Raw genomic sequence first — 20153 nt, forward strand, 5'->3', positions numbered from 1 at the left:
CAGAAGCGACATCGCGCGCCGACGAACCCGCGACATCACGCCTCCATGGCGAGGGCGTCGCCCGGCTCGCTCTCCAGCCCCGGGACGCGTGCGGCGCGGGCGCGCTCGATCCGTGGCGCGTGGCCGAACAGTTCCGAATAGCAGCGCGCGAAATGCGAGGCGGAGGTGAAACCGCAGGCCACCGCGATCTGCAGGATCGGCATGGTGGTCTGCAGCAGCAGCAGCCTTGCGCGCTGCAGGCGCAGTTCGAGATAATAGCGCGATGGCGTCTTGCCCATCTTCTCGCGAAACAGCCGCTCCAGCTGGCGCGGCGAGAGACCGGCATCGGCGGCCAGGTTGCGCAGCGGCACCGGGCTTTCGATATACGCCTCCATATGCGCGATTACGGCGAGCAGCTTGGGATGCGAGATGCCGGTGCGGTGCTGGACGGGCATACGCTGGGTGTCGTGGGGATGGCGGACCAGATTGTGCAGCAGGAGCTCCGCCACCGCGACGGCGAGTTCCTCGCCATGGTCGCGGGCGATGCCGTTGATCATCATGTCGAGGGGGGCGGTGCCGCCCGAGCAGGTATAGCGGTCCCGGTCGATCTCGAACAGGGTTGCGGTGATCTTCAGCTCGGGAAACTCCTCGGCGAAGCCCTCAACATGCTCCCAGTGGATGGTGCAGTTATAGCCGTCAAGCAGCCCGGCCCGCGCGAGCACGAGTGCGCCCGTGCAGACCGCGCCGAGCCCGACACCCATGCGTGACAGTTCCCGCAACCGCGCAAACAGCGCCCTGTCGCGGATACGCTCGGCGCGCAGACCCGCACAGACGAACAGGCTCGCGCCCGGCCCCGCATCGTCGATGCCGCCGGCTGGATGAACCACGACGCCGTTGCTGGCGGAGACCGGATCGCCGGTGAGAGAGAGGCTGCGCCAGGCATAGAGCGGCCTGCCGGAGAGCTGGTTGGCCGCGCGCAGGGGTTCGACCGAGGCCGTGAAGGCCATCATCGAGAATTCCGGCAAGAGCAGAAAGTCGATCATCCGCGTCTGATGGGCCGCCGGTACGCCGAACATGTCCGCCTCCTTCCCGCCGAATCCCGCCCTGCGCGATGATACGCGCCTCAAGTGAATCAGCAAGCCGCATGATGCAACGACTTGCCGGCGACGGAAACTATCACGAAAACGACACGCGTTTTCAATAAAAAGCGTGGCAATTCATGTCGTCGCTCACGAAAACGTGCCAGTCGGAACGTATATGCGACGTTTTCTGCGTATTCGCCGTCGTTGCCAGAGCATCACGCCGGCGCATTTGCAGGCATGCTGACATCATCGGCTCCATCGTAGCGCGAGCAGGAAGCGAGGGTCATCATGGCAACGGAACATGCAACGGAATCAACGGGCCTCGAGCAGCCCGTCACGCAGGGCGCCGCGATCGAGGGCTTCGAGCCCACTGACGCGCATATCCCGACCCTGATGCGCAACGTCGCGGGTCATTGCGAGAGCGTCGATCAATCCGACAGACGCGTCCCGATCAATCTGCGTCAATCCGGCCCCACGCCGGTCCAGATGCTGATTTCGACGCGGGTGCGCAAGTCGCCCTACTGGCATCTCTCGGTCGAGGCCGGCTGCTGGCGTGCCACGGTCTATAACCGCATGTACCATCCGCGCGGTTATACCCGCCCGGATGACGGCGGTGCGATGGCGGAATACGACGCGCTGATCAACCACGTCACCATGTGGAACGTCGCCGTCGAGCGGCAGATCCAGGTGAAGGGCCCTGACGCGGAGGCCTTCGTCAATTACGTCATCACCCGCGACGCGACGAAGATCCAGCCCATGAAGGGCAAATACGTCATCTTGTGCAACGAGGATGGCGGTATTCTCAACGACCCGGTGCTGCTGCGCATCGCCGAAGACGAGTTCTGGTTCTCGATCTCCGACAGCGATCTGGAGCTGTGGATGCGCGGCGTCAATATCGGCAAGGGCTTCGATGTCACGATCGCAGAGATCGACGTCTCCCCGGTGCAGATCCAGGGCCCGAAATCGGAAGACCTGATGGCTGATCTGTTCGGCGATGCCGTGCGCGATCTGCCCTTCTACGGGCTGATGGAAGGCAAGGTTGCCGGTTGCGACGTGATCGTCTCGCAGACGGGGTTTACTGGCGAGAAGGGCTACGAGATCTATCTGCGCGATGCCACGCTGCATGCGGAGAAGATGTGGGATGCGGTTCTCGCGGCGGGCGAGAAGCACCAGCTCATGGTGATCGCCCCGGCCCACCACCGGCGCATCGCGGCGGGGATCCTCTCCTGGGGGCAGGATATCGACCAGGAGACGCTGCCCTTCCAGTGCAATCTGGCCTATCAGGTGCCGCGCCTGAAGACCGCCGACTATATCGGCAAGGCGAAGCTCGAAGCCGTGCGCGACGAGCTCGAAGCCGGGCGCTATCCCTTCCGCAACATCATGGTGGGGATGAAGCTCGGGGGCAAACCGATCACCGATTACGCGCCCGATTTCTGGCTGGTCTCCGGCCCGCAGGGCGGTGAGCCGATCGGCTACGTCACCTCGCCCTGGTACTCGCCGGAGCTCGGCGTGAACATCGCGCTCGCCTGGGTGCCGGTGGAATACAAGGAACTCGGCACGCCGCTCAATGTCTGGCTGCCGGATGAATATGCCGAGACGCCCGGCATCGCGGTGGCGGCAGAGGTCTGTGACATTCCGTTCCGGCCATCGGTCAACGCCAATGCGCGTGAACGCGCACGCAGCCAGGGGCGCGACTACGCCTACTGAGCGCAAGATCGGGAAGCGCCGTACAGGGCGCTTCCCGAAAATCGCCAAGAGCGACACGCCACCAGCCTGCAACCGAGCGAGGCGGCCATGGACGGATTTCGCGAATTTCAGGCGATCACGGGAGATGCCGCGCCGCTCACCCGCGCCGGTCGGATGGCCCGGCTGCTGGCTGATGCCTCGATCGAGATCGCCCCGCGCCAGATTGCCGAGGGTATCCCGGCACCGGGCGCGCTTGATCCGATCGGGGAAGTCTTCGTGCCCTTCCTGCCCGGTGCGGATTTCGATCAGACGCTGGATGCCTGTCGCGATCTGTCGCTGCGCGGCTTCACACCGGTGCCGCATCTGCCCGCCCGCGCCGTGCCCGATAACGACACGCTCGCACGCTTTCTCGACGGCCTCGCCGCGCATGATGTCACAAGGCTTTTGCTGATCGCCGGCGATGCGCCCCGGCCCGTCGGGCCGTTTGCCGATACGCTCGGCCTCCTCGATATGCCGCAATTCGCCGATGCGGGCCTGACCCGGTTCCATGTCGCCGGGCATCCGGAGGGCCATCCGCATGCGGATGAGGCGACGCTGATGGCGGCCCTGCGGTACAAGCAGGCGCATGCCCGCGCGCATGGCCTGTCGCTGACGATCGTGACGCAGTTCAGCTTCGACGCCGCCCCCGTCATCGCCTGGTGCGCGCGTCTGAGCGCAGCGGGGATCGACGCGCCTGTGCGCATCGGCATTCCCGCACCTGTCGGGATGGGAACGCTGATCCGCTTTGCCATGCGTTGCGGTGTCGGTGCCTCGGCACGGCTGCTGGGCCGGCGGCCCGATGCACTGCAGATGCTCAAGCGTTTTGATCCGCTGCCCTTGATCGCGGGCTTCGCCGGATCAGATGACGCGAACCCGCCCACGAACCTTGCAGGGGTTCACCTGTACTGTTTCGGCGGCGCAGCGCAGGCTCTGTCCTGGCGCGCGCAGGCCCTCGATGATCTGCGCGCAACGGCCCAACGAGAAACCGCACATGTCGAGGATGCCGCATCATGAACACCTTTCCCCAGACCCGCTTTTCGCAGGATGCGACCAAGCGCCAGGCCGATCTCCCGCCGCCCGGCGCGCCCGATATCGAGATCGCCCGCGCCGCGCGCATGCGCCCGATCCTCGGCCTCGCGGAGGAAAAGCTCGGCCTCACGCCGGATGCACTGATCCCGCATGGCCATTACAAGGCCAAGCTCACCCATGACGCGATCGCGGGCCTGCGCGAACGCCCGCGCGGCAAGCTCGTCCTCGTTACCGCGATCACACCGACCACCGCCGGCGAGGGCAAGACCACGACGAGCGTGGGGCTCAATGACGGGCTCAACCATCTCGGTGCGCGTTCCATCGTCTGCCTGCGCGAGCCGGCGCTCGGGCCGTGCTTCGGCATGAAGGGCGGCGCTGCTGGCGGCGGACGGGCACAATTGCTGCCGATGGAGGACATCAACCTGCATTTCAACGGCGATTTCCACGCCGTCACCGCCGCGCACAACCTGCTCTCGGCCATGCTCGACAACCATCTGCACTGGGGCAATGCCCAGGATATCGATGTGCGCCGCATCACCTGGAAGCGCGTCATTGACATGAACGACCGGGCGCTTCGCAACATCACCATCGGCCTCGGCGGGCCGGCCCATGGCGTGCCGCGCGAGGATGGTTTCGACATCATCGCTGCCTCGGAAGTGATGGCGATCCTCTGCCTTGCCGAAGATCTCGACGACCTGCAACGCCGGCTCGGCGCCATCGTCATCGGCTATCGCCGCGACAAGACCCCCGTCACCGCCCGTGATATCGGTGCCGATGGTTCGATGGCCGTGCTCTTGCGCGATGCGCTCCAGCCCAATCTGGTCCAGAGCATCGAGCATGCCCCCGCCTTCGTGCATGGCGGCCCGTTCGGCAACATCGCCCATGGCTGCTCTTCGGTGATCGCCACCAAGGCGGCTTTGGCGCTCGCCGATATTGTCGTCACGGAAGCCGGATTCGGCGCTGATCTGGGCGCCGAGAAGTTCCTCGACATCAAATGCCGCCAGGCGGATCTGCGTCCGGACGCGGCGGTGCTTGTCTGCACCGTACGCGCGCTCAAGGCGCAGGGCGGGGTGGCGAAAGCCGATCTCGGTCGCGAAAATGTCGAAGCCGTGCGGCGCGGTGGCGATAATCTGCGCCAGCATATCCGCATCCTGCGCGCGTTCGGCCTCGCCCCGATCATCGGCCTCAACGATTTCACCGGCGACAGCGATACCGAGCGCGCGGCGATCGAGAATATCTGCGCCGAGGAAGGCGTGCGTCTCGTCCTCGCTCGGCACTGGGCGGAAGGCGGTACCGGTGCAGCTGATCTCGCACAGGCCGTACTCGACGCACTCGATGCGCCGCGCGAGCCGGTGCGGCTGATCTATCCCGACGATGCGCCACTCGGCGAGAAGATCCGCGCGGTCGCGACCGGTCTCTACCAGGCCTCCGACATCGCCCTGTCCGACATGGCGGCGCGCAAGCTCGGCGAATACGAAGCGCTCGGTTTCGGCCATCTGCCGGTCTGCATCGCCAAGACGCAATACAGCTTCTCCGCCGATGCCGCGCGCGGCTCGGACGTGGCCGGTCACGTTTTGCCGGTGCGCGACGTGAAGCTCTCCGCCGGGGCAGGCTACGTCGTGGCTTTGTGCGGGGAGATCATGACCATGCCCGGGCTGCCACGACAGCCGGCGGCACTCGGGATCGGGCTCGACCGGGACGGAGAGATCGTCGGGCTCTCATAGCGACGCAAGCGGCCGACATGGCCTGAAACGAGCGAGGTGGATGATGAAGAACGCGATGCCCTCCCATGCCCGTGTCGTCGTCATCGGCGGAGGCGTCGTCGGCGTCTCCACGCTCTACCACCTCGCTCGCAAGGGCTGGTCGGATGTGGTGCTGATCGAGCGCAAGGAGCTCACCTCCGGCTCGACCTGGCACGCGGCGGGGCTTTTGCCGCTCTTTAACATGAGCTACTCGGTCGGCCAGATCCACAAATACTCCGTCGCGCTTTACGGAGCGCTGGAGGCGGAGACCGGGCAGGATGTGGGGCTTTCGCGCGTCGGCAATATCCGCCTCGCCACCAGCCGCGACCGCATGGACGAGTACCGCCAATATGCCGGCGTGGCGCGATCCATCGGTGTGAATGTCGAATTTCTCACGCCTGAGCAGGTCGCCGAAATCTGGCCCTTCGCGGTGCCAGACGGCCTCGTCGGCGCGATCCGCCATCCCGATGACGGCTATGTCCAGCCCGCCGATCTGACCCAGGCGCTCGCCACCGGCGCCCGCGCGTTGGGCGCCTCGATCCATCGCCATACCAGCGTGCTGTCGATCACGCAGAAGCCCGATGACGAATGGGTCGTGACGACCGACAGGGGCGCGATCACCTGCGAACACGTCGTCTGCGCCACCGGCAGCTTCGCCCGCCAGACCGGGCGCATGGTCGGGCTCGACATCCCGGTCATGCCGGTGGAGCATCAGTATATCGTCACCGAGCCGCATCCCGAGATCGTGGCGCGCCGCGCGCAGGGCGATAGTGAGCTCGCGGTTTTGCGTGAATCCGACGGCTCCTGGTACATGCGCGAGGAACGCGGCGGGCTGCTGCTCGGGCCCTACGAGGCCGGCGCGCCCGCCTGCTACCGCGACGGCCCGGGCGCGGACAGCGAATACGAACTCTTTCAGGAGGATCTCGACCGGCTCGCGCCACATATCGAGAGCGCCATCGCGCGCGTGCCGATCTTCGGGGAGGTCGGCGTCAAGCAGGTCTATAACGGCGCCATCGCCTATACGCCGGACGGCAGCCCGATCATCGGCCCGGCCTGGGGCAAGCGCAATTTCTGGCTCAACGAGGGCCACAGCTTCGGCATTACCGCTGCGGGCGGGGCGGGCTGGCAACTCGCCGAATGGATCGTCGAGGGCGAGCCCACGATCGACATGCTTGGCGTCGATCCGCGCCGCTTCGGCGATTACGCGTCGAAAGCCTATCTCGCGGCAAAGAACGAGGAGGCTTATGCCAGCGTCTTCACCATCCACTATCCCGATGAGGAGCGCCCCGGCGCGCGCCCGCTGCGCCAGGCCCCCTGTCACGACCGGATGAAGGCGCTCGGCGCCGTGTTCGGGCAGAAATTTGGCTGGGAACGCCCCAATTTCTTTGCGCCCGCCGGCACGCCGCGGGAGGATCACTGGTCCTTCCGCCGCTCGCGCTGGTTCGATGCGGTGGGGGCGGAATGCGCCAATGTCATGGAGAATGTCGGCCTGCTCGACATGACCCCCTTCGCCAAGGCGCGGCTTTCGGGGCCGGGCGCGCAGGCCTTCCTCGACCGGATCGTGGCGAACCGTCTGCCGGGAAAGACCGGGCGCGTCGGCCTGTGCCATTCACTCTCGCCCGGTGGCGGCGTGCATTCGGAATTCACCATCCAGCGCGAGGCGGATGACAGCTTCTACCTCGTCTCGGCGGGGGGCTTCCAGCGGCTCGACCATGACTGGATCGGCAAGCACCTGCCGCGCGACGGCTCTGTCGATTTCGACAATCTCACCAGCGCCATGGGCGTGCTCGTGATCGCCGGCCCGAAGGCGCGGATGCTGCTCGAACGGGTCTGCGCCGACGACGTCTCCAACGCGGCGCTGCCCTGGCTCGCGGGGATCGAGACCAGCATCGGGCTCGCCCCGGCGAAGGTGCTGCGCGTGAATTTCGTTGGCGAGCTCGGCTACGAGATCCATCACGGCATCGAATATCAAAATCACATCTTCGACACCCTGATGCAGGCCGGCGCTGATCTCGGTCTCGCACCCTTCGGCATCCGGGCGATGGAATCCATGCGCATCGAGAAATCCTACCGCATGGTGGGCACGGAGATGTCGATCGAATATCCGGCGCTCGAATCCGGGCTCGACCGCTTCATCCGCCTCGACAAGGGCGATTTCCTCGGGCGCGAGGCATTGCTGCGGCGTCAGGCCGAGGGGCTGCGCAATCTCTTCGTGACGCTCGAAGTGAGTGGCCATAACGACGCCGATTCGCTGGGCAACAACCCGCTCTTCAGCGCCGGCGAGATGATCGGACGCACCACGAGCGGTGCCTATGGTTTCCGCGTCGGCAAATCGCTGGCGCTCGCCATGGTCCGCCCGGATCACGCCGCGGTGGGGACACAGATGGAGATGGATCTGCTCGGCGCGCCCTGCATCGCCACGGTGCTCGGCGAGAGCCCCTATGATCCGGAAAATGCGCGGCTGCGGGCGTAAGGGGCGATCCGCTTGACGCGCGCCGGGGAGCGAGGCACTCAGTCGTCTTCGACGCGTTGCGGAGACGACAGATGAAGCACCCCTTCGTTCACACGCGCAGCCATTCCTGGCTGCGCCGCCAGATCGGCAGTGTCCGCAAGCTGTGGTTTCGCTGGCGGCACGGGAAGGCGCCTTTTGAAACCCGCTATTTCGATACGCGCTTTGTTTGTACCCTCGGCGACAGCGTGTCCAAGGGTATTGCGGTCAATACCTACGACAATCGCCAGCTGCGCTTTCTGATGGACTGGGCGCGGCGCGAGAAGCCGGATCGCTTCTATGATATCGGCGCGAATCTCGGTCTCTACGCCTGCGTGCTGGTCGGGCAGGGCGTCGTCGCCTCCGCTGTCGCCTTCGAGCCCGATCGCAACAACCGGCGCCTGCTCGAACGCAATATCGCCCTCAACCGGCTCGAGGAGCGCATCGCCGTGCGCGACTACGCTCTGGGACGGGAAGAGGCCGAGCTCGCCTTTCGCGAAGGTGCGCAGGATAATCGCGGCACCTCCCGCATCGTCGGCGAAGGGGAGTCGGATGGGGCGAGCGCCGGGCAGTATGCGGTTACGGTGATGCCGTTCGATCGGGTCGCGGATGTCGCCGGCGAGACCCTGATGATCAAGATGGATTGCGAGGGTTTCGAGAGCGAGGTGATCGCCGGCATGCGGCAGGCGCTTGGGCGCAACCGTTGCCTCATCCAGATCGAGGCTTTCGATGACGACAATGCCGAAAGCCTGAAGAGTCTCGGCTACCGCCATATCGGCACGATCCACGCCGACCAGTACTGGGTCAATTTCTGACGCGGCGCGCGCGGGGCTTCAGCCGCCCGCGCGCACTGCCACATCACGCCTTGCCGTAACCGCCCCCGGTGGGCGTGATCACGGTGACCGCCTCGCCGGCCTCCATCTGCGTCTGGTCGCAGCCGCCGAGCTCGTCGATCCGCCCGTCCTTGCGCCGCACGAAGGTGCGCCCCACCTCGCCCGGCTCGCCGCCATCGACACCGAAGGGCCGGACGCGGCGGTGGGAGGCGAGGATGGCGCAGGACATCGGCTTCAGGAAGCGCAGGGTGCGGCTGGTGCCGTCGCCCGCCTTCCAGCGTCCCTTGCCGCCCGAGCCCTTGCGGATGTGGAAATCCTCCAGCACCACGGGGAAGCGCGTTTCCAGGATTTCCGGATCGGTGAGGCGGGAATTGGTCATGTGCACATGCACCGCATCCGTGCCGTCGAAGCCCGGCCCCGAGGGCGAGCCGGAACAGATCGTTTCGTAATACTGATACTGGTCGTCGCCGAATGTAAGATTGTTCATGGTGCCCTGCGAGGCGCCCATCGCCTTCAACGCGCCGAAGAGGCAATTCGTCACCGCCTGGCTGACCTCGACATTGCCGGCCACCACCGCTGCCGGATAGCGCGGGGAGAGCATCGAGCCTTCAGGGATCACCACCTCGATCGGGCGCAGGCAACCCGCATTCATCGGGATCGCGTCATCGACCATCACCCGGAAGACGTAAAGCACTGCAGCGCGGGTCACGGGCATGGGTGCGTTGAAATTGTCCTCGCGTTGCGGCGAGGTGCCGGTGAAATCGACCTTCGCCCGGCGGTTCTTGCGATCGACCGAGATCGCGACCCTGATCACGCAGCCCTGATCCATCTCATATGCGAAGCTGCAATCGGTAAGATTGTCGAGAAGATTGCGCACGCTCTCTGCGGCATTGTCCTGAACGTGGCCCATATAGGCGCGCACCACGTCGAGGCCGAAAGTGGTGACCATCTTGCGCAGCTCCGCCACCCCCTTCTCGTTGGCCGCGACCTGGGCGATCAGATCGTTGACGTTCTGCGTGACGTTGCGCACCGGATAGGCCGCACCGGTGAGAAGGTCCTCGAGCTCCTTGCGCAGGAAGCGCCCGCGATCGATCATCTTGAAATTGTCGATATAGACGCCTTCCTCCTCGATATGCGTCGCGAGCGGCGACATCGAGCCCGGCGCCACGCCGCCCACATCCGCGTGATGCCCGCGGCTCGCCACCCAGAACAGGATCTCCTCGCCTGCATCGTCGAAGACCGGCGTGCAGACGGTGATGTCGGGCAGATGCGTGCCGCCGTTATAGGGCGCGTTGAGGGTGAAGACGTCGCCGGGATTGATTTCCGGGTTGAGGCGGATCACGGTCTTCACCGATTCGTCCATCGAACCCAGATGCACCGGCATATGCGGCGCATTGGCGACGAGTTGGCCATCCGGGGCGAACACGGCGCAGGAGAAGTCGAGCCGCTCCTTGATATTGACTGAATAGGCGGTGTTCTGCAGCGTCACGCCCATCTGTTCGGCAATCGACATGAACAGGTTGTTGAAGATCTCCAGCATCACAGGATCGGCTTTCGTACCGACGGCGACGCGTTGCGGGAGAGCTTCGACGCGGGCGAGCACGAGATGGTCGCGCCCGGTCAACTTCGCCTCCCAGCCCGGCTCGACCACGATGGTCTGATTGGGCTCGACGATGATGGCGGGTCCGGGCACGCGATGGCCGGGCTGCATGTTCTCCCGGCGATAGACCCGCGCCTCGCGCCAGCCCTCGGAGAAGAACCGTGTCTCGTGATCATGCGGCGCGGTGCCCGAGGCGGTTTCCGCGACCTCGTCCTCGACGAATTGCGCACCGCCGCCGATCGCCTCGATCTCGACCTTCTCGATCACGAGCGGCTTGGTCTCGTCGACGAAGCCGAAGCGGCGTTTATGCGCCTCCTCGAACACGCCGCGCATGGCTCGTGCGTCAGCGCTGGCAAAGGCCGCGTGCACGGCTTCGCCTTCCAGCATCGCGGCCTCGACCGGCAGCGCCGTATCGGTGCCGGCATAGCGGATATGGGCGCGCACGACGATGCGGGTGCGATCGAGCGGCACGCCCTGATGGGCGATCTCGCCCAGAGCCTCGGCGACGAGCGGCGTGGCGGTTTCGACGAGGCCCGCCGGTGCCTCGTCGTCAAGGGGAATGTCGAGGGCGCCCTGGCGGGTGGCGCGGATATCGGCGAGCCCCATCCCGTAGGCGGAGAGCAGGCCTGAAAGCGGATGGATCAGCACCGTCTTCATGCCCAGCGCATCGGCGACGAGGCAGGCATGCTGGCCGCCGGCGCCGCCGAAGCAGTTGAGCGCATAGCGGGTGACGTCATAGCCGCGCTGCACGGAGATCTTCTTGATCGCCTCGGCCATGTTGGCGACCGCGATCTTGAGGAAACCGTCGGCGACTTCCTCGGCGCTGCGCCCGTCGCCGATGCGCGCGGCGAGATCGGCGAATTGCGCGCGCACGGCCTCGGCATCCAGGGGCTCGTCGCGGTTGGGGCCGAAGATGCGCGGGAAAAATTCCGGCATCAGTTTGCCGGTCATGACATTCGCATCGGTCACCGCCAGCGGCCCGCCGCGCCGGTAGCAGGCGGGGCCCGGATCGGCGCCGGCGGAATCGGGGCCGACCCGCAGCCGCGCACCGTCGTAATGCAGGATCGAGCCGCCACCCGCCGCGACGGTGTGGATCAGCATCATCGGCGCCTGCATGCGCACGCCCGCGACTTCCGTCTCGAAGGCACGCTCGTATTCGCCGTCATAATGCGCGACATCGGTGGAGGTGCCGCCCATGTCGAAGCCGATCACCTGGCCGAACCCGGCGGATCGTCCCGTCTCGGCGAGGCCAACCACGCCGCCGGCGGGGCCGGAGAGTACGGCATCCTTGCCCTGAAACAGATCGGCGGCGGTGAGCCCGCCCGATGACATCATGAACATCAGCCGCGCGCCGATGCGCTCAACCTCCAGCGCATCGGAGACCTGCTGCACATAGCGCGCGAGGATCGGCGAGAGATAGGCATCGACCACCGTCGTGTCACCGCGCCCGACGAGCTTCACCAGCGGGCTGGTCTCGTGGCTGACGGAGACCTGCGGAAAGCCGATCTCGCGCGCGATGCCCGCCACCAGCTTTTCGTGATCCGCATAGCGATAGGCATGCATGAAGACGATGGCGACCGCCTGATAGCCCTCGCTGCGCGCCTGTTCCAAAGCCGCGCGCACGGACCGGGGATCGGGTGCCGCCTCGATCGTCCCGTCGGCGAGAACGCGCTCGTCGATCTCGATGACGCCGTCATAAAGCTCGTCGGGCTTCCTGACCGCCTTGGCGAAAATGTCGGGCCGGCCCTGATAACCGATGCGCAGGGCGTCGCGAAAACCCTTCGTGGTGACGAGCAGCGTGCGGTCGCCCTTGCGTTCGAGCAGGGCGTTCGTCGCCACGGTGGTGCCCATGCGCACCTCGCCGATGGCGCCTTTCGGGATCGGCTCGCCATCCTTGAGGCCGAGCAGATCACGGATGCCCTGCACCGCCGCATCGCGATAGGCGCCGGGATTTTCCGAGAGCAGCTTGCGCGAGGTGAGCGCGCCCTGCGCATCCTTGCCGATCACATCCGTGAACGTACCGCCCCGATCCACCCAGAAATCCCACGCCATCTCGCCGTGCTCCCGTTTCGATTTCGCAGCGCGCAATTAAGCCTGCGCGGGACGCGGGGGCAAGTGCAGGGGCGGGGCGTGTGGGCCAAGATGGGGTTGTGTGGCAAAAACGCGGGAGCGAAACGGCTGTTTCAGTCCGCTCACCCGATCGCGTAATAGTCCCGATACCAGGCCACGAAACGCTGCACGCCTTCCTCGACCGTTGTCCCGGGGCGATAGCCGGTCAGGGCCTGGAGCAGATCGGCGGAGGCGACGGTTTCGCGCACATCGCCTTTCTGCATGGGCAGCATGTTGCGGATCGCCTCGCGGCCGAGCTCGCGCTCGATGGTCTCGATGAAGGGCAGGAGCCCCACCGGCTGACCACCGCCGATATTGACCACGCGCCAGGGCGCGGCAGGGGAGAGCGAATCATCGATGCCCTCCACGGGCTTGCCCGCCTCCGGCGGGGTCTCGATCAGGCGGGTGACGGATTCGATCAGATCGTCGATATAGGTGAAGTCACGCTTCATGCGACCTTCGCCATAGATATCGATCGGCTCGCCCGCGAGGATGGCCTTGACGAATTTGAACAAAGCCATGTCCGGGCGGCCCCAGGGGCCATAGACGGTGAAAAAGCGAAACGCCGTCGTCGGCAGGTTCCACAGATGCGCATAAGAATGCAGCATCGCCTCATTGGCTTTCTTGGTGGCCGCATAGAGCGTGATCGGATGATCGGTACGATCCGTCTCGCCGAACGGCATTTCGGTGTTGGCGCCGTAGACGGAGCTCGTCGAGGCGGCGAGGAAATGCCGCGGCGCGCTCTCGCGCACGCCCTCCATGACGTTGAAGGTCCCGGTGAGATTCGAATCGATATAGGCGCGCGGATTTTCCAGCGAATAGCGCACGCCGGCCTGGGCTGCGAGATGCACCACCGTATCCGGCTTTGCCTCGCCGAAGATCTCCGCAATGCGCGCGGCGTCCTCCAGCATCACCTCATGGAAACGGAAGGCGTTGGTGCCCTCGCCGCCCGCGCCGCGCAACTGGGTCAGCCGCGCCTGCTTGAGGCGCACATCGTAATAATCGGTCATCCCGTCAATGCCGATCACCACCCAGCCATCGGCAAGGAGGCGGCGCGCGAGGTGGAAGCCGATGAAACCGGCAACGCCGGTGACGAGTGCGGTGCGTGTGGTGGTGACGTTCATTGATCCCGTGCCCAGTCGGCAGATACGGCGCATTTCATGCCGCCCGCCTTGCCCGTTTTCCCTTATCATCCGAACCGCGTTCAAACCAGAGCCCAGGCATGGGGCGGCGTATAACCCGGGCCGGGTTGCGCGATCGCAGCCCGATCCGAATCGCTGTGATCCCGTTGAACCACATCACCTTACGGGGCCTGCGCACGCTCTCTGGACTCTCGCGCGCGCACTCGCGTGGCCTAGTGCCGGGCGAGGGCGCCTTCGAGGAGCTTGATGGCGGCGGCGCGGGCTTCGCTGGTGATGGTGGCGCCGGCCAGCATACGGGCGATTTCCTCGCGGCGGCTTTCCTCGATGAGCGGTGCGACGCGCGTCGCCACCCGCTCTTCCTCGGCGATGGATTCCTTGGCGATGAGGAAATGACGTTCGGCGCGCGCTGCGACCTGCGGGGCGTGGGTGACGGCCATCACCTGTGTGCTTGCGGCGAGGCGCGCGAGGCGTTGGCCGATCGCATCCGCCACGGCGCCCCCGACGCCGGTATCGATTTCGTCGAAGACGAGGGTCGGCGCGGAGCCCCGATCCGCCAGCACGACCTTCAAGGCCAGCATGAAGCGCGACAGCTCACCGCCGGAAGCGACCTTCATCATCGGTCCGGCGCGCGTTCCGGGATTGGTCTGGGCCCAGAATTCGACCCGGTCGAAGCCGCTGGCATCACGCGACTGTTCATCGACCGTGATATGCGTGATGAAGCGCGCGCGCTCCAGCTTGAGCGGCGGCAATTCTCTCTCGACGGCGGCATCGAGCGTCGCAGCCGTCTTCGCCCGGGCGGCGCTCAGGCGTTGTGCAGCTTCGCGGTATCCGGCCTCGGCCTGCGCCAGCGCAGCCTCGCGGGAGGCGAGTTCCTCTTCGCCGGCATCGATTGTGGCGACATCTGCGGCGAAACGCGCGCGCAGATCGGCGAGATCATCGGGCAGAACGTCGTATTTGCGGCCGGCTGCGCGCAGGGCGAAAAGCCGCTCTTCGACATTCTCGAGCTCGCGCGGGTCGAATTGCGCATCGCGCAGCGCCTGTTCGAGCGCATCACGCGCCTCGTCACAGGCGACGAGCACGGCATCGAGCGCGCGCACGCTCGGCTCGATCAGCTGCGGCGCCTGCTCGGTGCGCCGCTCCAGGCGGCGCAGGGCAGCGGAGATCGCGGGGACGGGAGAGGCCTGGCCGGTGAGGACGTCCTGGGCTTCGGAGAGTTCGGTGGTGACCTTCTCGGCCTGCATCATCTCCTGTCGCCGGGTAGCCAGTTCGGCCTCCTCGCCGGGTTGCGGCGCAAGCGCGTCGAGCTCCTCGACGGCATGGCGCAGATAATCGGCGTCACGGCGCGCCTTCTCGATCCGCGCGCGCTGCGTGTCGAGCGCCTTGCGCGCCTGCGACACGGTGGCGGCTGCGTCGCGTACGGCGGCGACGGCGGATTCATGCCCGCCATAGGCGTCGAGAATCGCGCGGTGTGTGGCCGGATCGATCATGGCGCGGTCATCATGCTGGCCGTGGATCTCGACCAGTCTCGTGCCAACCGCGCGCAGAACCTGGACGCTGACCGCCTGATCATTGATGAAGGCCCGGGTACGCCCATCCGCCATCTGCATCCGACGCAGGATCAGGTCGCCCTCGGTATCGATATCCGCCTCTGCCGCGACAGCACGCGCAGGATGGTTCGTGGCGATATCGAAGACGGCGGTAATCTGTCCCTGCGATTCACCATGGCGTACGAGCGACCCGTCACCGCGCCCGCCCAAAGCAAGGGCGAAGGCGTCGAGCAGGATTGACTTGCCCGCACCCGTCTCGCCGGTGAGCACGCTCAGCCCGGCATCGAACTGGAGCTCGAGCCGGTCGATCAGGACGATGTCGCGGATCGAGAGCTGAACCAGCATGGGTTTTGCCGGCTCTAGAAACTGATCAGGCCGCGCGTGAAATCGGCGAAGGCACGGCTGATCCATGATTGCCGGTTCTCGCGCGGCTCCAGTCCACCTGATTCGAGCAGCACATAGGCATCGCGATACCAGCGACTCTCCGGGAAATTATGCCCCAGAACCGCAGCCGCCGTCTGCGCTTCGTCAGTGATTCCGAGCGCGAAATACGCCTCGGTCAGGCGCGAGAGCGCCTCCTCGACATGGCGCGTCGTCTGATACTCGGAGACCACATTGCGGAAGCGGTTGATCGCGCCGGTATAATTGCGCTGGTTCAGATAGTAGCGCCCGACCTCCATCTCCTTGCCGGCCAGCTGATCATAGGCAAGCAACAGCTTGGCTTCGGCATCCTCGACATATTCCGAGTCAGGATAGCGATCGATCAGTTCCTGGAATGCGAGGATGGCACGCTGTGTGCGTTCCTGATCACGCGTGATATCCGGGATCTGGTCGTAATAGGCCATGGCCATGATGTATTGCGCATAGGCTGCATCTTCGCTGCCCGGATACTGGCGCAGATAGCCCTGTGCCACGCCGATCGCGTCATCATAGGCGTTGGCGCTGTAATAGGCGAAGGCCTTCATCACCAGCGCTTTTCTCGCCCAGTCCGAGACCGGATACTGGTCCTCGAGATCGGTGAAGCTCTCGACAGCGCGCTGGTAATCCCGGCTCTCGATCCGGGCGAGGCCCTCATTGTAGAGTTCCTCCGCCGGCTTCTGCTCGATGATCTCGGGCGTGTAACGCTCCGCGCGATCGAACGGATTGAGCGACGTCATGGTATCGCAGCCGGCAAGGGCGAGCCCCAGACCAGCGACGACGAGCGCGCGGGAGATACCCGCTTTTGCGCCGAAAAACGCATTCGCGAAAGACATGCTCCGTCAAACCTCCGAAATCCTGACGTCGCCCGAGCTACGCCGTCGAGGCTGTTTAGCGCAGCCGCGCCCGCGACGCAAAGGCTGATCGCACCCCGTCATGCAGGAAGCACGATACCGAGGCATCGGCGCGACATGCGGGCACATATTTGGCTGGTGGACGGTTCAGCGCAGGGAATTGCCGAAGGCCGGTGCGCCGACATTGCTCGCAGCATGTTCACGGCGCGGTGCGAGCTCCACCAGTTCATAATTGGCGCGATCCGAGAACAAGGCTTCGAGAACGGCGTAATTGAGGCGGTGACCGCCGCAATAGGAGCGATAGGCGCCAAGAATCGGATGGCCGGCAAGGGCGAGATCGCCGATCGCATCAAGCAGCTTGTGGCGAACGAACTCGTCGGGAAAGCGCAGGCCTTCCGGATTGACGACGCCATCTTCAGAGAGCGCGACCGTGTTGTCGAGCGAGGCGCCGAGCGCAAAGCCGGCTTTCCACAGATGTTCGACATCGCGCATGAAGCCAAAGGTGCGGGCGCGGGCAATATCACGGCGGAAGGCCCGGGGATGGGATTCATGCACCCAGCGCTGCCGGCCGATTGCGGAATCGGCGAAGTCGATCTCGACATCGAGGCGCAGGGGCGCGTCATGCGGCGTAAGTTCCGCGAAGGCCTTGCCGGCATCGACCCGCACGGGGCGGCGAATGCGCAGGGCTCGGCGCGGCGCCTCGGTGGCAACGAGGCCGACCGCATCAATCGCATCGACGAAGGGCGCGGCACTGCCATCCACAATGGGGAGCTCCGGACCGTCGATCTCGACCAGCACGTTGTCGACACCGAGCCCGGACAGGGTCGCCATCAGATGCTCGATCGTGGCGACGGCACCGGTATTGCGGTCGCCGACGACGGTGCACAGCTCCGTCGCCGCGACATTCATGTGCCGCGCATCGATCAGGCGATCAACGCCGTTTGGGAGATTGGTACGAAGGAATACGATACCGTGATCAGCATCGGCAGGGTGGAGAGCCATCTTCACACTGTCGCCGGAATGAACCCCGATCCCCGAAACGACAGTCGAGGAGGCCAGCGTGATCTGATGCGTTTGTTTCATTATGCTCACCTCGGCAAGAGCCGTCACCGGAAATCGCTTCCCGTGCCACGATCAGGCCCTGTCCGTTGTTGATGCCCCGACACGGCTTACGTGCCGTGTGGCCCGTTGTTATCTGGACGCACCATAATCATGGCAAACCTACAGGCCAAATCACGCTTTCTTTCGCTCTGTTACAATTGATACGAAATTCGAAGCTTTCGCTAATATATTGAAATCTTTTGGCTTTTAAAGAAATCCGCCCCGGATGATGGATCCGGGGCGGATTGTGTTCAAGCGATGGCGCGAGGATGACGCCGACTCACTGCGCCTGTCTGCGCAGGAAAGCCGGAATTTCCAGTTGATCGTCATCGAGGCTGCGTGCCGGGGCCTGGCCGCGGCCATGGGCGTCGAGCTGCCCCTGAGCCGGACGATATCCCTGCGGCGCCGCCGGACGTTTGGCGAATTCCGCATGGGCCGGCGACATGCCGGGCGCGGCCGGGCGCTGTACCGGGGCCTGGGACTGGGGCTGGGGCTGCGGCTGTGCGGCAGCCTGCCGGGTCGCCTGAGCCTGTGCGCTCGGCGCAGCTGCGGGCATCGCGCCGGCATGAGCCGAATGCTCATGACGCGGCGCCGGCTCCGGCTGATACCCGTGATCATGCCCGTATTCATTGCCATGATCATGGCCGTGCACCGGCTGCTGATTCTCCTCACGGCGTCCGAAACCGACCGTGGCCAGACGCTGCAACAGGCTCGGGCGCTTGCCCTCGGCCTCATGGTGCGCCCGGATCTGGTTCTGCGCCGGGACCGGCAATTCGTCCACACGCGGCATGCGCGGTGCCCGCAGCACCTGCTCGGGCTGTGGCGGCATGAAGGGCGCATCGTGACCCTGCTGCCCGGCCGAATGAGGCATTTCGGACGAGGCTCCGGAGACCGGCGCATTGGCTGCGACAGGGGGCATCTGCGGCGCAGCAGGTTGAGGCGCGGGCTGCGCTGCGGCCTGCGCTGCGGGAGCCTGCTCGGCCACGGGGGCGAAGCGTGCGACCGGCGCCTGCGGTGCGGGCTGTTGCGCACGGACCTGTTCCTGCTGCGGCGGGTTCGCTTCACCGCGCGGCTGAGCCGCAGGTTCGGCGAGCGCCTGCGCCACAGCCTCAGACGGATCGGGGCGGGGTGTCGGTGCGGCGGCCTCCGGTTTGGCCGAATCATCCGCCGGCTCGGCCGGAGCCCGTGCAGCCGGCGCTTCCCCGACCGGTTGCGCGGCGGGAGCGGGCTGCGCAGGCGCGACGGGAGAGGCTTCGGCGGACTTGTTGCCCTGAACCAGCGAACGCTGCGCCGCCGCCTGGGCAGCACGGGCGCGGGCCTCGGCACGCAGACGCTCGGCGACTTCCGCGATGCGCTGCTCGGTGGCGGTCACCTCACCGGCATCGACACCGACTTCGTGGTCGATTCCCGTCGCCACGACGGAGACACGAATCACGCCCTCGAGGCCTTCGTCGAAGGTCGCGCCGAGGATGATGTTGGCTTCCGAATCGACCTCCTCGCGGATGCGCGTGGCGGCTTCATCGACTTCGTAGAGCGTCAGGTCCGGACCGCCGGTGATGGAGATCAGCAGGCCACGCGCGCCACGCATCGACACGTCGTCGAGCAGCGGATTGGCGATCGCCGCTGCAGCAGCGGTCATGGCGCGATCGTCACCGCTGGCCTCGCCGGTGCCCATCATCGCCTTGCCCATGCCGCGCATGATGGCGCGGACATCGGCGAAGTCGAGATTGATCAGGCCTTCCTTGACCATCAGGTCGGTGATGCAGGCCACGCCGGAATAGAGCACCTGGTCGGCCATGGCGAAGGCATCGGCGAAGGTGGTTTTCTCGTTGGCGACGCGGAACAGGTTCTGATTGGGAATCACGATCAGCGTGTCGACGGATTGCTGCAGTTCCTGAATGCCCGATTCGGCCAGGCGCATGCGGCGCGAGCCCTCGAACTGGAAGGGCTTGGTCACCACGCCAACCGTGAGGATGCCCATCTCGCGGGCCGCCTGGGCGATGACCGGGGCGGCACCCGTGCCCGTCCCGCCGCCCATCCCGGCGGTGATGAAGGCCATATGCGCACCCGAGAGCTGATCGCGAATCTCGTCGATCACCTCTTCCGCCGCCGCGCGCCCGATATCGGGCTGCGAGCCGGCGCCGAGACCCTCGGTCACGGCGATGCCCATCTGGATGAGACGCTGTGCCTTGGACGAGGTCAGCGCCTGGGCGTCGGTATTCGCCACGACGAAATCGACGCCCTGAAGCCCCGATTCGATCATGTTGTTGACCGCATTGCCGCCCGCGCCGCCGACGCCGAAGACGGTGATGTGCGGCTTGAGTTCCCGGATTTCCGGAGCTTGCAGACTGATTGCCATGACTTCGTGCCCTCTCGGCCCCCTCGTGGCCTTTTCCGTGACCCGGCGCAGCGGACCGCGCCTTACGCTTTCATCCCCGGTTCCGATGCGGCTGCGCCGGATCCGGATGCTTGACCTGGCCTTTGGAGCCATCCCTCCCGACGGAA

At 65.7% G+C, this 20153-nt stretch carries 12 protein-coding genes; 5 read left to right on the forward strand and 7 right to left on the reverse strand.

Going from position 1 to position 20153, the window contains the following annotated elements:
* Positions 1–35: 35 nt before the first annotated feature.
* Complete coding sequence (locus GA0071312_RS09745; protein WP_074444813.1) at positions 36–1055, reverse strand: GlxA family transcriptional regulator; 1020 nt, start codon at positions 1053–1055, stop codon at positions 36–38.
* Between the two features lie 294 nt (positions 1056–1349).
* Between GA0071312_RS09745 and GA0071312_RS09750 the strand changes: the two genes are divergently transcribed.
* From GA0071312_RS09750 to GA0071312_RS09770, 5 genes are all read left to right on the forward strand, one after another.
* Positions 1350–2768 (forward strand): glycine cleavage T C-terminal barrel domain-containing protein, encoded by a 1419-nt coding sequence (locus GA0071312_RS09750; RefSeq protein WP_238947166.1) that lies wholly within the window; start codon positions 1350–1352, stop codon positions 2766–2768.
* A gap of 87 nt (positions 2769–2855) precedes the next feature.
* On the forward strand, positions 2856–3800 hold the full coding sequence (locus GA0071312_RS09755; RefSeq protein ID WP_083204478.1) for a methylenetetrahydrofolate reductase: 945 nt from the start codon (positions 2856–2858) through the stop codon (positions 3798–3800).
* Positions 3797–5539, forward strand: coding sequence for a formate--tetrahydrofolate ligase (locus tag GA0071312_RS09760; protein ID WP_074444814.1), 1743 nt, complete (start codon positions 3797–3799; stop codon positions 5537–5539). The genes GA0071312_RS09755 and GA0071312_RS09760 overlap by 4 nt, the downstream gene beginning before the upstream one ends.
* Before the next feature lie 55 nt (positions 5540–5594).
* Positions 5595–8030, forward strand: coding sequence for a GcvT family protein (locus GA0071312_RS09765; protein WP_074446061.1), 2436 nt, complete (start codon positions 5595–5597; stop codon positions 8028–8030).
* Positions 8031–8101: 71 nt separating this feature from the next.
* Positions 8102–8860, forward strand: coding sequence for an FkbM family methyltransferase (locus GA0071312_RS09770; RefSeq protein ID WP_074444815.1), 759 nt, complete (start codon positions 8102–8104; stop codon positions 8858–8860).
* A 43-nt stretch (positions 8861–8903) separates the two neighbouring features.
* On the opposite strand, the gene GA0071312_RS09775 is transcribed toward GA0071312_RS09770, so the two are convergent.
* The 6 genes from GA0071312_RS09775 to ftsZ all read right to left on the reverse strand — a co-directional run bounded on the left by GA0071312_RS09775 (position 8904) and on the right by ftsZ (position 20007).
* Positions 8904–12530, reverse strand: coding sequence for a hydantoinase B/oxoprolinase family protein (locus GA0071312_RS09775; protein ID WP_074444816.1), 3627 nt, complete (start codon positions 12528–12530; stop codon positions 8904–8906).
* A gap of 140 nt (positions 12531–12670) precedes the next feature.
* Positions 12671–13744, reverse strand: a complete 1074-nt coding sequence (locus GA0071312_RS09780; RefSeq protein ID WP_083204479.1) for an NAD-dependent epimerase — start codon at positions 13742–13744, stop codon at positions 12671–12673.
* 197 nt (positions 13745–13941) lie between these two features.
* The gene (recN, locus tag GA0071312_RS09785; RefSeq protein ID WP_074444818.1) at positions 13942–15621 is read right to left on the reverse strand and encodes a DNA repair protein RecN; all 1680 of its coding nucleotides are present in this window, start codon (positions 15619–15621) and stop codon (positions 13942–13944) included.
* Between the two features lie 14 nt (positions 15622–15635).
* On the reverse strand, positions 15636–16529 hold the full coding sequence (locus tag GA0071312_RS09790; protein ID WP_074444819.1) for an outer membrane protein assembly factor BamD: 894 nt from the start codon (positions 16527–16529) through the stop codon (positions 15636–15638).
* 165 nt (positions 16530–16694) lie between these two features.
* Positions 16695–17630 (reverse strand): UDP-3-O-acyl-N-acetylglucosamine deacetylase, encoded by a 936-nt coding sequence (lpxC, locus tag GA0071312_RS09795; RefSeq protein WP_074444820.1) that lies wholly within the window; start codon positions 17628–17630, stop codon positions 16695–16697.
* 298 nt (positions 17631–17928) lie between these two features.
* A complete protein-coding gene (ftsZ, locus tag GA0071312_RS09800) occupies positions 17929–20007 on the reverse strand; it encodes a cell division protein FtsZ (RefSeq protein ID WP_074444821.1) in 2079 nt (692 codons plus the stop codon).
* Positions 20008–20153 lie beyond the last annotated feature (146 nt).

This window comes from Saliniramus fredricksonii (genome assembly GCF_900094735.1).
Taxonomy (GTDB): Bacteria; Pseudomonadota; Alphaproteobacteria; order Rhizobiales; family Beijerinckiaceae; genus Saliniramus; species Saliniramus fredricksonii.

What these genes read in the sequence shown, in the direction of transcription:
- GA0071312_RS09770 (WP_074444815.1), top strand. Translation starts at nt 8,102, where the DNA reads ATGAAGCACCCCTTCGTTCACACGCGCAGCCATTCCTGGCTGCGCCGC.
- GA0071312_RS09790 (WP_074444819.1), bottom strand. Translation starts at nt 16,529, where the DNA reads ATGTCTTTCGCGAATGCGTTTTTCGGCGCAAAAGCGGGTATCTCCCGC.
- GA0071312_RS09755 (WP_083204478.1), top strand. Translation starts at nt 2,856, where the DNA reads ATGGACGGATTTCGCGAATTTCAGGCGATCACGGGAGATGCCGCGCCG.
- ftsZ (WP_074444821.1), bottom strand. Translation starts at nt 20,007, where the DNA reads ATGGCAATCAGTCTGCAAGCTCCGGAAATCCGGGAACTCAAGCCGCAC.
- GA0071312_RS09775 (WP_074444816.1), bottom strand. Translation starts at nt 12,530, where the DNA reads ATGGCGTGGGATTTCTGGGTGGATCGGGGCGGTACGTTCACGGATGTG.
- GA0071312_RS09745 (WP_074444813.1), bottom strand. Translation starts at nt 1,055, where the DNA reads ATGTTCGGCGTACCGGCGGCCCATCAGACGCGGATGATCGACTTTCTG.
- GA0071312_RS09765 (WP_074446061.1), top strand. Translation starts at nt 5,595, where the DNA reads ATGCCCTCCCATGCCCGTGTCGTCGTCATCGGCGGAGGCGTCGTCGGC.
- lpxC (WP_074444820.1), bottom strand. Translation starts at nt 17,630, where the DNA reads ATGAAACAAACGCATCAGATCACGCTGGCCTCCTCGACTGTCGTTTCG.
- GA0071312_RS09760 (WP_074444814.1), top strand. Translation starts at nt 3,797, where the DNA reads ATGAACACCTTTCCCCAGACCCGCTTTTCGCAGGATGCGACCAAGCGC.
- GA0071312_RS09750 (WP_238947166.1), top strand. Translation starts at nt 1,350, where the DNA reads ATGGCAACGGAACATGCAACGGAATCAACGGGCCTCGAGCAGCCCGTC.
- GA0071312_RS09780 (WP_083204479.1), bottom strand. Translation starts at nt 13,744, where the DNA reads ATGCGCCGTATCTGCCGACTGGGCACGGGATCAATGAACGTCACCACC.
- recN (WP_074444818.1), bottom strand. Translation starts at nt 15,621, where the DNA reads ATGCTGGTTCAGCTCTCGATCCGCGACATCGTCCTGATCGACCGGCTC.